Origin of the sequence: Pseudomonas sp. A6, assembly GCF_052367875.1 — a bacterium.
GTDB classification, from domain to species: Bacteria; Pseudomonadota; Gammaproteobacteria; order Pseudomonadales; family Pseudomonadaceae; genus Pseudomonas; species Pseudomonas citronellolis.
In genome coordinates, this window is record NZ_CP198970.1 from 5,654,255 (window position 1) to 5,670,395 (window position 16,141).

General features: G+C 61.0%; 8 protein-coding genes. All 8 read right to left on the reverse strand.

Features of this window, described 5'->3' with window-relative positions; genetic code table 11:
• Nucleotides 1-457: 457 nt before the first annotated feature.
• The 8 genes from ACTWJ5_RS24820 to ACTWJ5_RS24855 all read right to left on the reverse strand — a co-directional run bounded on the left by ACTWJ5_RS24820 (nt 458) and on the right by ACTWJ5_RS24855 (nt 16,078).
• A complete protein-coding gene (locus tag ACTWJ5_RS24820) occupies nt 458-4,954 on the reverse strand; it encodes a calcium-binding protein (protein WP_444436756.1) in 4,497 nt (1,498 codons plus the stop codon).
• Nucleotides 4,947-5,531: a hypothetical protein gene (locus ACTWJ5_RS24825; RefSeq protein ID WP_135499966.1), complete on the reverse strand. Its 585-nt coding sequence runs from the start codon at nt 5,529-5,531 to the stop codon at nt 4,947-4,949. Before ACTWJ5_RS24825 ends, ACTWJ5_RS24820 begins: the two co-directional genes overlap by 8 nt.
• 9 nt (nt 5,532-5,540) lie before the next feature.
• Nucleotides 5,541-6,956 carry an HlyD family type I secretion periplasmic adaptor subunit gene (locus ACTWJ5_RS24830; RefSeq protein WP_444436757.1) on the reverse strand — a complete coding sequence of 472 codons (1,416 nt, stop codon included), beginning with the start codon at nt 6,954-6,956 and terminating at the stop codon, nt 5,541-5,543.
• Nucleotides 6,953-9,109 carry a type I secretion system permease/ATPase gene (locus ACTWJ5_RS24835; protein WP_444436758.1) on the reverse strand — a complete coding sequence of 719 codons (2,157 nt, stop codon included), beginning with the start codon at nt 9,107-9,109 and terminating at the stop codon, nt 6,953-6,955. The genes ACTWJ5_RS24830 and ACTWJ5_RS24835 overlap by 4 nt, the downstream gene beginning before the upstream one ends.
• 39 nt (nt 9,110-9,148) lie before the next feature.
• A complete protein-coding gene (locus ACTWJ5_RS24840; RefSeq protein ID WP_444436759.1) occupies nt 9,149-10,375 on the reverse strand; it encodes a glycosyltransferase family 4 protein in 1,227 nt (408 codons plus the stop codon).
• 311 nt (nt 10,376-10,686) lie between these two features.
• A complete protein-coding gene (locus ACTWJ5_RS24845) occupies nt 10,687-11,937 on the reverse strand; it encodes a calcium-binding protein (RefSeq protein ID WP_074978772.1) in 1,251 nt (416 codons plus the stop codon).
• Nucleotides 11,938-12,676: 739 nt separating this feature from the next.
• Nucleotides 12,677-14,299, reverse strand: coding sequence for an MFS transporter (locus ACTWJ5_RS24850; RefSeq protein ID WP_444436760.1), 1,623 nt, complete (start codon nt 14,297-14,299; stop codon nt 12,677-12,679).
• 120 nt (nt 14,300-14,419) lie between these two features.
• Nucleotides 14,420-16,078, reverse strand: a complete 1,659-nt coding sequence (locus ACTWJ5_RS24855) for a GMC family oxidoreductase (protein WP_444436761.1) — start codon at nt 16,076-16,078, stop codon at nt 14,420-14,422.
• Nucleotides 16,079-16,141 lie beyond the last annotated feature (63 nt).

Here is a 16,141-nt window from a genome sequence, read left to right on the forward strand (position 1 = left end):
CGATTGGATTTACCGGCCACGCCGGACGCCCCGGTGGCACGGACGGGTGAGCGCGCCCTGCGCGCGATTCGCGGACGGAGTCCGCTCATACAGGTTGACGCCGAACTTCCAGAGCATGCCGGACAGCCCCCCCTCCCTTCAGGGCGGGCCGCGCAGCCGAGGGTTGGGGAGAGGGAGCGGAGTCAACCTGGCACACGGCTGCCGCCGGAAGGCACCGTTCGCGAGCAAGCTCGCTCCTACGAAAAGCCCCCGGCAGCGCCAGGTTCAATCGGCATGGATGTCGTTATGCCGCGTCTCGCGCAGGAACAGCAGCGAGCCTCCGGTAACCAGCATCGAATACCAGAAGCCGTAGAAGATGACTTCGCACGGCTGTTCGGTTGGCAGATGGAGTTGTCCTAAAGTCACTGAAAAAAAGCCCCTCGACTCACATCGAAGGGCCCTTCTCAACACAGAGCGATCAGTTGCCGGCAGCAAGCACCAGTTCCAGCCCGTGGCGCTGCTCGAACACCGCGCCGGATCCTGCTGGGCTCGGTACGCCGAAGGCAGCCATGTTATCTATCAGGTGTTGTGTCTTGCCCTCCAGCGAAGCAATGGCATCACTCATCAAGGATAGAGAGACGCCTTGTACCGCAGGCCCCTCTGCCAGCAAGGAGTTGGACCGTTCACCTCCGTTCGTGCTTCTGCTGCCGATCGATTTGCCTTGAAGCAACGATTTGACCTGCTCGACGTCCCAGATGGTGCCATCGGCGAAGCGGATTTCTTCCAGGCGGCAATCACTTTTACCGTCGTTGGCAAGGTAATTACTGAGTGTGATCCGATCGTCTGTGCCTTTCAGGCTCAAAATCAGATCGGAGCCCCAGCGACTCAGTTGGATATCATCGGCAGAAATGTCCGAGCCGAATTCGATGGCATCCGTCTTACCGGTACTTCGGTCGTAGTTTTCGATACGGTCCTGGCCCCAGCCCCGTTCGAAACGGTACACATCGCTGCCGTCTCCACCATGGAGGTAATCGTTGCCGGCACCGCCCACCAAGGTATCATTGCCAGCGTTGCCGAACAGCGTGTCGTTACCAATACCGCCGCCAACCCAGTCATTGCCGATACCACCATCGAGTCGATCATTGCCTGCGCCACCACTCAGGTGATCATCACTGGCATAGCCGGTGAGAATGTCGTGGCCCGCTCCACCTTGTAGCAACAATGACTTGACCCGCTCGACATCCCAGATGGTGCCATCGGCAAAACGAATCTCTTCCAGGCGATACTGGTTGTTGCCGTCGTTGGAGAGGTAACTGATGAGGGTGATCCGATCGTCACTGCCCTTCAGGCTCAGGATCAGCTCATTACCTTGACGGCTTAGTTGGATATCGTCAGCAGTAATGTCTGCACCGAACTCAATGGCATCAACTTTGTCAGCGCTTCTGTCGTAATTGGAAACCGTGTCCTGCCCCCAGCCACGTTCGAAACGGTACACATCGCTGCCGTCCCCACCATGGAGGTAGTCGTTGCCGGCACCACCCACCAAGGTGTCGTTGCCAGCATCGCCGTACAGGCTGTCGTTACCGATACCGCCCTCAAGCCAGTCATTACCGGCCCCGGCAGAGAGCCGATCATTACCGGCACCGCCGCTCAGGCGATCGTCACTGGCGTAACCGGTCAGGGTATCGTTGCCCTCGCCACCTTGCAGTAGCAAGGCGTTGACTCGGTTGACATCCCACACGGTACCGTCGGCAAAACGAATCTCCTCCAGCCGGAAATCACTGTTGCCATCGTTGTAAAGGTAATTACTGATCGTGATCCGATCGTCACTGCCTTTCAGGCTCAGGATCAGGTCGAAGCCCCAGCGACTCAGTTGGATATCATCGGCAGAAATGTCCGAGCCAAACTCGATGGCATCAACTTTGTCGGCGCTTCTGTCGTAGTTATAGATACGATCCTGGCCCCAGCCTCGCTCGAAGCGGTACACATCGCTGCCGTCACCGCCCTCGAGGTAATCGTTGCCGGCTCCACCGATCAGGGTATCGTCGCCAGCCCTTCCATAGAGGGTGTCATTACCGGCCCCCCCCTCCAGCCAGTCGTTACCGGCCTCGCCATAAAGCCAATCATTACCTGCGCCGCCACTCAGGCGATCATCACTGGCGTAACCGGTCAGGGTGTCGTTACCCTCGCCACCCTGCAGTAGCAGGGCCTTGACTCGGTCGACATCCCACACGGCACCGTCGGCAAAACGAATCTCCTCCAGCCGGAAATCACTGTTGCCGTCGTTGTAAAGGTAATTACTGATCGTGATCCGATCGTCACTGCCCTTCAGGCTCAGAACCAAGTCGTTGCCGTTGCGCCACAGTTGGATATCGTCGGCAGAAATGTCCGAGCCGAACTCGATGGCATCCGTCTTGCCGGTATTTCGGTCGTAGTTGTCGATACGGTCCTGGCCCCAGCCCCGTTCGAAACGGTATACATCACTACCGTCTCCACCATGGAGGTAGTCATTACCAACACCACCCACCAAGGTGTCGTTGCCAGCATCGCCGTATAGGGTGTCGTTACCGATACCGCCCTCGAGCCAGTCATTGCCGGTCCCGGCAGAGAGCCGATCATTACCGGCGCCGCCGCTCAGGTAATCATCAGTGGCATAGCCGGTAAGGGTGTCATTGCCCTCGCCTCCTTGCAGCAGCATCGCCTTGATCCGTTTGACGTCCCAGATCGTGCCGTCGGCGAAGCGGATTTCTTCCAGGCGATACAAGTTGTTGCCATCATTGAAGAGGTAATTGGTGAGCGTGATCCGATCATCGCCGCCCTTCAGACTCAGGATCAGGTCGGAGCCCCAGCGCCCCACCAGGATGTCGTCAGTCGAGATGTCATTGCCAAATTCGATAGCATCAACTTTGTCGGTGCTTCTGTCATAATTGAAAACCGTGTCCTGCCCCCAGCCACGCTCAAAGTAATAAACATCACTACCGCTACCGCCTTCAAGGTGGTCATTACCTGCGCCACCAATCAGCGTGTCATTGCCACTTCCGCCGCTCAGTCTCTCATTATCAGCCACACCCAACAGCAGGTCGTCGGTATCGGTCCCACTCAGGCGCCCATTATTAGTGCCTCCCACAACCAGACTCGCGCCTAGAGACGCAAGCACGATACCCAAGGTCCCCCCAAGCGATCTCCCAGCCCTCCGTATCTCCTCAAGTGCCTGGACGCCAGCATCCGTTTTCAACGCTTTTATATTCTTGGCAAACTCGCCGATGAATCCCGCCCCACTCTCTCCTCTTGTCTGATACTCGGTTATCAGTTCATCGACCAGAAGCGAAACATCCAACCTGAACTGTCCGCTAGCCTCATCGAAGGACAAACTCACACGATCATAAAGATGTTTGAAACTCGATTGAGCCAGCAACTGTGTAGCGACATAATCCTTGAGCTTCGAGTACGCTTGCGCCAGTAGACCAGCAGCATTAGGGCCCAGTCCACCAGCCTGCCACTTGTTCACATAGTTCTCGCCAAGAAAGCGCTCCAACGCTGCTATTTTTCGAGCATCTCCCAGCTTATTATTGGCAGCACCACGATCATTAGGATCTATATCCTGAACACCTGCCCAGGCATAAATCAAAGAATCAAGAATCTCCGATTTTTTGGAAAAATTCTTTTCTTCAACATACTCCCCCAGCAACTCTCTTATTCTTCCAGTAGAGTCCTTGGCAATGGACTGATTCAAATCAGAAACACTCCCGAACCCGGCCACATTGGGCAAGGATGAAAATTCCGAACCAAGGTCCACCTTGTTCCTATCTTGCGTATTTGCACTATCGAAAGTGAACCAGACATCATCCATGGCTTGGGTGTCGCCATTCAGATCGACATAGCCACCCTGCTGAAGAATTTTGTTGCCGTGCTCATCTACCTTGTTCTGGTTGGAGAACCCGGTCGACAGTTTGCCTACGCCCGCATCCTCCAGCGTCAATAATTCTCCTTCATTCACCTTTCCATTACTGTTGCTATCCTTCCAGACTCTCAATTGGGAAAAGGCTTCGTCACCGGCATCGATCCAGCCATCTCCATTGCTGTCCAGGTCCGCGAGGGCCAGGAAACCATTGGTTGCCTTTCCGCCATCGGCGAGATCCGTGTTATTGCCGAACAGTTCACTCCCGTCGTCGATCTCGCCATTGCCATTTCGATCGAACACCAGCAGGCCATCATCCTTGCCAACCCAGCCGCTCAGTTCGGCAAAGCCGTTGCCATCATGATCGAAATGAATACCAGCATCCTTACCAAGGGTCTCAACACCATCCCCATCGAGGTCAAGGATCAAGGGGGAGGCATTCTGCTCAGAGTCTTTAAAATCCTTCTGCAACTCCGGAATCAGCAGGGGAAGACAGGACTGGCCACCATCAATGTAACTCTGCTGTAACTCATTCCAAGTCCAAAGTGGCGGAGATCCGACCATCCCTCCCCATTTATCTGGAGACACCTCATCCTTATACCTTTCCTTGAGCGAGCCTATTGCATCGAACAATTCCGATACAGCCTGTGCAATCTCTCTATTTTCACTATCAGTAGAAAGAGCATATAACCCCAGACCTATTGCAGCCGCTGCAAATAAAGCTGCTGCAGCCGGCCCAGACGCAATTAAACCGGCAACCCCAGCCAACGAGGCTAGTGCAGAAAGCAAGGAGCGGTCAGATGCCTCTCCATTTGCCTTTATATCATTTAAAACCGCCAGAGCACTTGACAATGCAGATGCAGGAGCCGCCACTTTTGAAAGTGGTGCAAATGAAAGAGCTGCGGAAGATGCTGATGCGCTAGCTGCCAGAATATCAGAAGAACTAATTTCCTTCTTCCTCATCATATCGCGAACATCTTTAGCAGCATTAGCAACAGCTACTGAGCCATTTGTTTTATTTGAAATATGACCAGCCACTCCGCTGGCCAAACCGGCAACAGATGAAAACTTAGACATTGACACACCTCCTATCTCTTAATTTATAAATTAAAAACGAAGAAACTGTAAAAATCGCCAAAACAAACATTATCCAGATAGTTCCCAACGCTGAATCCTTTCTATTTTGACATTCATTCAAATTAGAGCATCTTGAGCCACACACCTCCCGCCCCTGATATTTACAGGAATACAACTCTCTCCCGATTGCATTGAACACCAACTCCTTCCCTTTATATTCTCTTAACCCCAAAATCCTTACATATCTAGGAGATGCAAATAACCATCGATACTTGTCGCCATCCCTATAAACAACGGTATTACCAATTGAAGATCCAGAAGTAACGTGATACAAAACACCAGAAAAACTATTAACCTCCCCTTCAATTTTTCTATCGGTCAAAATATCAACAAAGTGGAAAACAGAAAAAAACACCAGCAAAACAATCCCAATCCTAGTCCCGACAAGAAACTCATCACCGCGAAACAAATCCCTCACTTGACGAAAAAATCCAATTAGCACATTCATCGTTCTTGACCCTCCGCCATATAAACCCCTTTTTAAAAATCCCAACGCCCGTCTATAAATCAGCCTCATAGTTTGTTCTTACCTCTCCCCCAAACTCTCACTCACATACTGTTTAAGCGGACTCAGGAAATACTCGATCACCTTCCGTTTATCCGTTTTCACCTCCGCACTGACCGCCATTCCCGGCGTCAGCGGAATATCCCGCGTGCCGACGCGGATATGGTTTTGCTTCAACCGGATACGCATGCTGTAGAGCAGCCCGCGCTTTTCATCCTCGATAGCGTCGTCGGAGATGCTGATGACTTCGCCCGGCACCACGCCGTATTTGGTGAAGGTGAAGGTCTCGACCTTGATTTCCACTTCCTGCCCGGGCCAGACGAAACCGATGTCCTTGTTTTCCAACATGGCTTCCACTTCCACGGGCTGGTCCTTGGGCACGATGGCCATCAGGGGCTGGGCTGCGGTGACCACGCCGCCGCGGGTGTGGATGGCCAGTTGCTGGACGGTGCCGTCCACAGGGGCGGTGAGGCGGGTCAGTTGGTCGCGCTGCTGTGCCTTGCGCAGTTCCTGGGACAGGGCGGCGGCCTTCTGTTCGGATTGCTGCTGCAGGTCGAGCATGGCCCGGCGGGCCTGGGCGATCACGCCTTCGCGGCGCTGTTCGGCTTCGCGCTTGGAGGCCCGCAGTTCCAGCAGGCGAGCCTTTTGCACCGCGAGCTCGCGGGTCTGCTCCAGGCGGGACTGTTCCTTCTCCAGCCAGGCGTGCTTGGCGACGAAACGGCGCTCCATCAGGCGCTTGTAGTCCGCCGCCAGTTGCTCGGCGATGGGCAGGGTGATGCGCAGGGAGTCGACCGTGGATTGCGCCGCCTGGATTTCCGCGCTGCGCTGTTCGATCAGCGCCTGGGTCTGCTCGACATTGCTGCGTAGCTCCAGGTATTGCCCGCTCAGCCAACGCTGGGCGCTTTGGCGCTGCTCTTCGCTGGCCTGGGGCAGGCGCTTCGCCAGGGAGTCGGGTTCGATTCCGTCGCGAATGGCTTCGAGCATGGCGCTTGCACGGGCGCTATCCACCCTGGCCGCCAGCAGGTCCGCTTTCAGGCGTTCCACGTCCGCCTCGGTCTGGCTCGGGTCCAGTTCCAGCAGCAGGTCGCCGGCCTTCACCTGCTGCCCGTCGTAGACATGGATGGCCTTGACCACGGCCACCTCGCTGGGCTGGATGACCTTGGTCTTGCCGCTGGGCACGATCTTGCCGCGGGCAGTGGCGACCACGTCTATCTCACCTAGACAGGCCCAGAGCACGGCCAGGGCGGCAAAGGCCATGATCGACCATTTGATGTAGCGCACCAGCGGACCGACCGGCTGCTCCTGCAAGGCCAGGGCCGCGGGCAGGAACTGCACTTCATGGGGCAGGCGTTGCGGCGCGTCCATCGCCTGGCGATTGCGCCAGGCCTGGCGCCATGCTTCACGGTAGCGCTGCAGCAGTTCACGGCGGGCGCTCATGGCGCACCGCCCTGCTGCAGGCGGAACAAGCGCGAATAGTGCCCGGCCTGGTGGGCGAGCAGTTCGGCATGGCTGCCCTGTTCGACGATCTGGCCACGCTCCATGACCACGATACGGTCGGCATCGCGCACAGCGCTCAGGCGGTGCGCGATGATGATCACGGTGCGCCCCTTGCAGATGGCCTTCATGTTCTGCTGAACCACGCGCTCGGACTCGTAGTCCAGGGCGCTGGTGGCCTCGTCGAAGATCAGGATGCGCGGGTTGCCGATCAGCGCCCGGGCGATGGCGATGCGCTGCCGCTGGCCTCCGGATAGAGAGGAGCCATGTTCGCCGACCAGGGTGTCGTAGCCTTCCGGCAGTTCCAGGATGAACTCATGGGCACCGGCGAGGCGCGCGGCCTGGATCACCGTTTCCACCGGCACGCCGGGGTCGGTCAGCGCGATGTTCTCGCGGATGCTGCGGTTGAACAGCAGGTTATCCTGCAGCACTACGCCGATCTGGCGACGCAGCGAAGAAACGTCGGCCAGCGCGAGGTCCATGCCATCCACCAGCACCCGCCCGCGCTCGGGCACGTACAGCCGCTGCAGCAGGCGCGTGAGGGTGCTCTTGCCGGAGCCGGAGCGGCCGACGATGCCGATGACCTCGCCCGCAGCGACGCCCAGGCTGATGCCACGCAGCACCTCCGAACCGTCTGGACGATAGCGGAAATGCACCTGGTCAAATTCCACGCGGCCTTTCAGCGCGGGCAGGCTGCTGCGGGAGGTTTGCGAAAGCTCCGTCTGGCTGTTGAGGATGTCCCCCAGGCGCTGCACCGATACGCCGGTCTGCTGGAAATTCGTCCACAGTTGCGCCAGGCGCATGATCGGTTGCGACACCCGGCCTGCCAGCATGTTGAAGGCGATCAACTGCCCTACGGTGAGTTGGCCCTCGATGACCAGGCGCGCACCCAGCCACAGGGTGGCGACCGTGACCAGCTTGCCGATCAGCGAGACCCCCTCGTTGGCCAGCATGGACAGGCTCTGTGTCTTGAAGCCGGCCGCCACGTATGCCGCCAGTTGGTTGTCCCACTTGCGGGTGGTTTGCGGTTCGACGGCCATCGACTTGAGGGTATCGATGCCGTTGATGGTTTCCACCAGGAAGGCCTGGTTCTCGGCCCCGCGATTGAAGCTTTCCTGCACCCGCGCGCGCAGCAGTGGCGTGACGAACAGCGAGAGCAGGAAATACAGGGGTAGCGAGAGCACCACCACCAGGGTCAGCCAGCCGCTGTAGAAGCACATCACGGCGATGAACACCACCGAGAAAAGCACGTCGAGCACCAGGGTGATGGCATTGCCGGTGAGGAAGTTGCGGATGTTCTCCAGTTCGCGCACTCGCGCCACCGAGTCGCCGACGCGACGCGCCTGGAAATACGCCAGTGGCAGCGTGATCAGGTGGCGGAACAGGCGCGCACCGAGTTCCACGTCGATGCGGCTGGCGGTATGGGCGAAGACATAGCTGCGCAAGCCGCTGAGCAGGGTTTCAAACAGCATGATGCCGAGCAGGCCGACCGCCAGTACGTCCAGGGTCGAAAGCCCTCGGTGCACCAGTACCTTGTCCATCACCACCTGGAAGAACAGCGGCGTCAACAGGGCGAATATCTGCAGTACGAAAGACGCCACCAGGACCTCCCCCAGTGGCTTGCGGTACTTGACCACGGCCGGGATGAACCAGGTGAAGTCGAAACGGGAAAGACCGGCGGCATCCGAGGCCTCGGAGCGGACCAGAATCAGCTCGCCACTCCAGCGACTCTCCAGGTCAGCCAGGGAGCAGACTTCCGGCCGCGGTGCATTGGGGTCCTGGATCAGTGCCTGCCCCTGGTCGAGCCGTGCGATGAGGAAGAAGCCGCCGGCATTCGACCGGGCTATGGCAGGGAGCGGCGTTCTGGCCAGTCGATCGACCGTGCTGCGCGCGGCGCGCGCCTTGAGGCCAAGCTTGCGCGCCGCCAGGAGGATTTCAGCAGTACCGAAGCCTTCCTGGGACGGGCTGAACTCATGGGCCAGTTGCTCCGGCGAAACGGCGACCTGATGAAAACGCGCCAGCATCACCAGACAGGCCACTCCGCTGTCCAGTTTCGGGGTGGCATCGGCTATGCCTTCGGGTTGTTCCAGGGGCATCGGCTTTCCTTGTGCTTTTCCAAGAGTGCGTCCATGGCCTCAGCGAGCCGCCACGGCCCTTCCTTCGAGGGCATCGGCCAGCAACTGGCGGTAGGCCTCGAGCCCAGCGGTGACGCTGTAACGTTGTGCCGTGAGCCGGGCGGCATCCCGCAGCTGCTGCTGCGAAACCGGCTGTTCCAGGGCAGCCAGGACGCGCTCGGCGATGGCTTGCGCGCAGAAGAAGTCGACCAGGTAACCGTTGCGCCCGTCTTCGATCACCTCGCGCACCGGCGCGGTATCCGAACCGACGACCAGGCAGCCGCCGGCCATCGCCTCGAGCAGCGACCAGGACAGGACAAAGGGATAGGTGAGGTAGACATGGGCTGCGGAGACCTGCAGCACACGCCGGTAGGTTGCATACGGCACCTTGCCGAGAAAGTGCACGCGCTCCGGGTCCGGCGACACTTCCTCCAGCAACTTGCTGCGCCAATTGGCGGCATCCCGCGGCGGCGCCCCGTAGCTGCAACCGTCGCCACCGACGACGAGCACCTGGGCGTGCGGGTTGGCCGCCAGAATGGCCGGCAGCGAACGCATGAAGCTATGGAAGCCCCGGTAAGGCTCCAGGTTGCGCGCCACATAGGTCACCACCGGCTGCCCGGCCCGCAGTTGCCGACCGCAGGGTAGAACCAGCGAGGCTTGAGGGTCCGGTCGCAACTCATCGACCGGAACGCCTTCGTGGGCGATACGGATCTTTCCCCGATAGGCCTCGGGATGAAGGGAATGCTGCCAATGGGTTGGCGTGACGCCCAGGTCGCACTGTTCGAGGTTGAGCAGATGCAGGGTATTGCGCAGGCGCAGGCGCGCGGAGTCGTCCAGCGTCGAGGGAAACTCGGGATCGAAGCCCGAATCCGCCCCTTGATGCTGGTAATAGAACTCACAGAAATGGATCAAGGGGACGTCGGGGAATACGTCCTTGACGAACAGCGTCTCTCCCCAGCCGGGATGCGCCAGGATCACATCCGGGCGATATCCCTTGCGCCGCTGTTGCAGCAGCAATCGCGCTACCTGCTGGCCATGCAGCACTGCGTTTTCCAGCGTGCGCAGATAACCATGCGCCTGTCTGGCCGGCGCCCGGGTGGGACGGTATCGGAGCAGTGGCACACCGGGTAGCCCTGGCGCGCTGTCCAAGCCGACGGCCCGCACCTCGCAGGCGGAATCGCTGGCCAAGCTCCGAGCCAGGTAGCGGAACTGGCCAGGGAAGTTCTGGTGCAGCAACAGGACCTTCACAGGATGACTCCCGTCCGTTGCTGGCGGCCGCAGACTAGCGGACTGGCTCGATAACTCCCACGTGAAATGCGCAGCATGATCGACTCCCTGAAATGCCCTGGATAGCTGGGAGTCTTTTTAAGAGGAGGCCCTAGGAACGTATGCAGTCCACTTCCAGTTCTGCCTGCAAATTTTTCCTAAACGCTACAGAAACAATGGAAATTTCCCAGGAACTCGACACGACGATTCTTTCGCCGGAACTGGAGCCGAAATAGTTGGATGGCAAAGGTCAAAGGCTCCTCGGCTCACACCGAGGAGCCACTCCTCCGGAGTCAGCCAGCGACTGCCAGGAGATGCTCCAACTGCGTGCTCACCGCAACCGCACCCAGGGAGCCGCTGGCAGGCGGCGTACCGAACGCCGCAAGCACGTTGACCAGTTGATGAGCCTTGCCTTCGAGAGTGAGCAGCAAGCCATCGGCATCGAGCCTGCCGGATGCTGCAGCCGGCGGCGCTCCAGGCGACTCGTCCAGCGGCGACATCGGCGTATGGCTGCCAGGGCCGCCGGGCAAATCGCAACGCCCCTGGCGGGAACCTCCACGCTGCAATGCGGCGTCGATATAGTCACGCCCCCAGACGGTGCCATCGGCGAAGCGAATCTCGGCATCTCCGTGCTTGAAATCGAAATAGCCCGACCATTCGAGCCGGTTGCCGGTGCCTTCCTGGATCAGGTACAGAACGCCATCCCGCTCGGCGATCCTCAGGCTTGAAGGGTCCACTCCCTCGCCGAACTCCAGCGTTTCCCGACCATCCTTGCCATTGGTGCTGAAGAGGCGATCCGCCCCCCAGTTCCTCTCGAAGCGGTAACGGTTATGGCCGGAATGCCCCATGAGGAAATCATCGCCAGCGCCACCGATGAGGGTATCGTCCCCATCGCCACCCAGCAGATAGTCGTTTCCCTCCCCACCATCGAGGTGGTCGTCTCCCTTCTCACCGAATAACCGATCGTTGCCCAGGCCACCGGAAATCCGATTGTCCCGATCATCACCGTGCAGATCGTCGTCGTTCTCGGTTCCCGATAGCACCTGGTCGAGGATATGTTCAGGCAGCCAGCGCGTGCCATCGGCGAAACGTATCTCGCGCAGCGGGCCGGCCTCGTCGAAGTAGCCCAACAGGGCGATGGAGTCACGCCCATCCTGGCCGAAGATCATGAGATCGTTGCCGTTCTTGACCAGCCGTATGTCGCTGCCGGAAATACCGGGGCCGAACTCGATGCTATCGCCGGGTGGCCTGGTGATACCGGTTTCCCAGTCATACAGCGGGTGCGGCTCTATGGTGTCGTTTCCCCAGCCGGGAGCGAAGTAGTAGGTGTTTTCGCCATCGCCTCCCATCAGGTAATCGTCGCCGCCGCCCCCCTCGAGAAAGTCGTCACCAGCGTCGCCGTACAGCAGGTCATCTCCAGCGCCGCCGATCAACGTATCATCCGACGGGCCGCCCTCGACGTAGCCGCCCTCCCGGCCCAGCCCCAGAGGCTGCGCGCCCAAGAGCAATGGATACTCCAGGTCGTTCGCGTAGTGCTTGCTCATCGCTCGATCTCCTTGTCATGTCCTTCCACTGCTTGCTGTTTCCATCAGTACTCGAGGATGTCTTCCAGCCCTTGCCGGCAACCGGCGCGGGCTCGCTTCCCGGAGGCCCTGCATGACCTGTTCCCCCCTGAAGGCCTTGGAAGACAGAGCGTTTTTAGAGCGAGCGTTCAAGAGAGTATGCAGTCCACTTTCCCTGTCACCCGCATGCTCGTTCCCGGATATCGCAGCGAAAATGGGACATGATGAAGAACTCGGCAGCCCTGAATTATCTGTCAGCACGTCCCCGACACTTGCACGACGGCCCGCACGAGGCGGGCCGTCTTGCTCTTGCAGCACGGTCAATCGGCAGATGGAGTTGTTCTGAACACACCCGCCCCGGCCGGACGTAGGGCGCATAACGCCTACGGCGTTATCCGCCGAATCGCGGACAGAGTCCGCTCCTACGGTTCAGAGAAGCACGGGCGTAGGAGCGGACTCCGTCCGCGATTGGATTTGCCGGCCACGCCGGACGCCCCGGTGGCACGGACGGGTGAGCGCGCCCTGCGCGCGATTCGCGGACAGAGTCCGCTCATACAGGTTGACGCCGAACTTTCCCGAGCGCGCCGGACAGCCCCCTCTCCCTTCAGGGAGAGGGTTGGGGAGAGGGGGCGGAGTCAACCTGAAACACAGCTGCCGCCGGAAGGCACCGTTCGCGAGCAAGCTCGCTCCTACGAAGAGCCGAAAGCCGGCGGCGCCATGATCAATCGGCATGGATGTCGTTATGCCGCGTCTCGCGCAGGAACAGCAGCGAGCACACCAGGCTCACGCCGGTGATCAGCACCGGATACCAGAGGCCGTAGAAGATGTTGCCGGTGTACACCACCAGGGCGAAGGAGATGGTCGGCAACAGACCGCCGAACCAGCCGTTGCCGATGTGGTACGGCAGCGACAGCGAGGTGTAGCGGATGCGCGTCGGGAACAGCTCGACCATCAGCGCCGCCAGCGGGCCGTAGCAGCAGGTGGCGATGAAGATCAGCGCCACGATGATGGCGATCACCATCGGCCGGTTCACCAGCGAGGCATCGGCCTGGGTTGGGTAGCCGGCCTCCTTCACCGCGGCGCCCAGGGCGGCGGCGTCGAAGCCTTCGATGCGCTTCTCGCCCACGCTCACCACCAGCTCGCTGCCGGCCGGTGCGGCCTGGGTGCTGTAGGGCACGCCGCCTTTCACCAGCAGGGTCTTGGCCTTGTCGCAGGGGCTGTCGAATCTGGCCTTGCCCACCGGGTCGAACTGGAAGGTGCAGGTGGCCGGGTCGGCCATCACCACCACCGGCGCCTGGCGCGAGGCCTGGTCGATCTGCGGGTTGGCGTAGTGGGTCAGGGCCTTGAACAGCGGGAAGTAGAACACCGTCGCCAGTAGCAGGCCGACCACCAGCACCGGCTTGCGCCCGACCTTGTCGGACACCCAGCCGGCCAGCACGAATAGCGGCGCGCCTATCACCAGGGAGATGATCAGCAGCACGTTGGACAGCCCCGGGTCGACCTTGAGCACCTGGGTGAGGAAGAACATCACGTAGAACTGCGCGGCGTAGAAGGTCACCGCCTGGCCGGCGTTGATGCTGAACAGGGCGATCAGCACGATCTTCAGGTTGCTCCAGTTGGTGAACGACTCCTTCAGCGGCGACTTGCTGATCTTGCCCTCGGCCTTCATCTTCAGGAACGCCGGCGATTCCTGCATGGACAGGCGGATCCAGGTGGAGATGCCCAGCAGCACGATGGAGATCAGGAACGGCAGGCGCCAGCCCCATGTCTCGAAGGCCTCGCCGGTGGCCTGGCGGCAGCCCCAGATCACCAGCAGCGACAGCAGCAGGCCGGCGGTGGCGGTGCACTGGATCCAGCTGGTGTAGGCGCCGCGCTTGTTGGCCGGGGCGTGCTCGGCGACGTAGATGGCCGCGCCGCCGTATTCGCCGCCCAGGGCCAGGCCCTGCAGCAGGCGCAGGGCGATGAGGATGATCGGCGCGGCCACGCCGATGCTGGCGTAGGACGGCAGCAGGCCGACGCAGAAGGTCGACAGGCCCATCAGCAGGATGGTGGCGAGGAAGGTGTACTTGCGCCCGATCATGTCGCCCAGACGGCCGAACACCAGGGCGCCGAAGGGCCGCACCAGGAAGCCGGCGGCGAAGGCCAGCAGGGCGAAGATGAAGGCAGTGGTGTCGTTGACGCCGGCGAAGAACTGCTTGCTGATGACTGCTGCCAGCGATCCGTAGAGGAAGAAGTCGTACCACTCGAACACGGTGCCGAGCGAGGAAGCGAAGATCACCTTGCGCTCTTCGCGGCTGCTTGAGCGCCCCCGTTCGAACGACTGGGGCTGTGCTAGATCGGTCATTACGGCTCTCCTGCCCCTCGTGGGGGCTCTTATTGTTGTTTCAGCCTCGACCGCCACGGCCCGGGGGCCGAGCGACGCTGTCTGCTGTCGAACCTCGTGTTCGTCCCGCCGGGGTGGCCGTCAGGACAGGGCCTTCTCCTCCCGGCCGCTGATAGGGATGACCTCCGCCTGCCGCGAGGGTTCGGCCAGGATCATCCGCGCCGCCTTCTCGGCGATCACCAGCACCGGCGAGCAGCTGTTGCCGGAAGTCAGGCTGGGCATGATCGAAGCGTCGGCGATGCGCAGGCCGGGGATGCCGTGCACGCGCAGCTCGCTATCGACCACGGCATTTGGCCCGCTGCCCATGCGGCAGGTGCCGGCGGGGTGGAAGATGGTGGTGCCGATGTCAGCCGCGGCGCGGTGCAGGTCTTCCTCGCTGTGGAAGTCCGGGCCGGGCTTGTATTCCTCCGGGCGGAAGCGCGCCAGGGCCGGCGCGGCGGCGATGCGGCGGGTCAGGCGGATGGCGTCGGCGGCTACCTTGAGGTCTTCCGGGTGGCTCAGGTAGTTGGGCTGGATCAGCGGCTTGGCGCGCGGGTCGGTACTGCGGATGCGCACGCTGCCGCGGCTTTGCGGACGCAGGTCGCACACCGAGGCGGTGAAGGCCGGGAAGGCGTGCAGCGGCTCGCCGAAGCGCTCCAGCGACAGCGGCTGCACGTGATATTCGAGGTTGGCCGAGGCCTGGCCGGGGTCGGACTTGGCGAAGGCGCCCAGTTGGCTCGGCGCCATGGACAACGGGCCGCTGCGCTTGAACAGGTATTCCAGGCCCATGCCGACCTTGCCCCAGGGCGTGGCGGCGATGCGGTTCAGCGTGCGGGTGCCCTGGATGCGGTAGATCAGCCGCAGCTGCAGGTGGTCCTGCAGGTTCTCGCCGACGCCGGCCAGCTCATGGCGCACACCGATGCCCAGTTGCTCCAGCAAGGGCCGCGGGCCGATGCCCGAACGCTGCAGCAGTGTCGGCGAGCCGATGGCGCCGGCGCACAGGATCACCTCGCGGCGCGCCCGCAGTTCGCGGCGGGCGCCCTGCCAGTCCACCACCAGTCCTTTGGCGCGGCCGTCTTCGAGGCTCAGCTGCTGCGCCTCGACATTCGTCAGCACCAGCAGGTTCGGGCGCTGCTCGACCGGGCGTAGGAAGGCCTTGGAAGCGTTCCAGCGCACGCCGCCGCGCTGGTTCACCTGGAAGTAGCCGCAGCCTTCGTTGTCGCCGCCGTTGAAGTCGTCCACCGAAGCGATGCCGGTCTGCGCCGCCGCCTCGCGGAAGGCATCGAGGATTTCCCAGGACAACCGCTGCTGCTCCACCCGCCATTCGCCGCCGCCATGGTGGATGGCGCTGTCGCCGGCGAAGTGGTCCTCCATGCCGAGGAACAGCGGCAGCAGGTCGTTCCAGCCCCAGCCGGGGTTGCCCTCGGCGGCCCAGCCGTCGTAGTCGCGGGCCTGGCCGCGCATGTAGATCATGCCGTTGATCGACGAGCAGCCGCCGAGCACGCGGCCGCGGGGGTACTTGATGGCGCGGCCGTTGAGGCCGGGAACGGACTCGGTGTCGAAGCACCAGTCGGTGCGCGGGTTGCCGATGCAGTAGAGGTAGCCGACGGGGATGTGGATCCAGGGGTAGTTGTCCGGGCCACCGGCTTCGATCAGCAGCACACGGTTGGCCGGGTCGGCGGACAGCCGGTTGGCCAGCAGGCAACCGGCGGGGCCGGCCCCCACGATCAGGTAGTCGAAAGCGTCCAGTGCCTGGGGCATGGGCTGACCTCTTGTTGTTCTTGTCGATGCGTCGCTTGAGGCTAGCCGCTCATTCGCGATAAA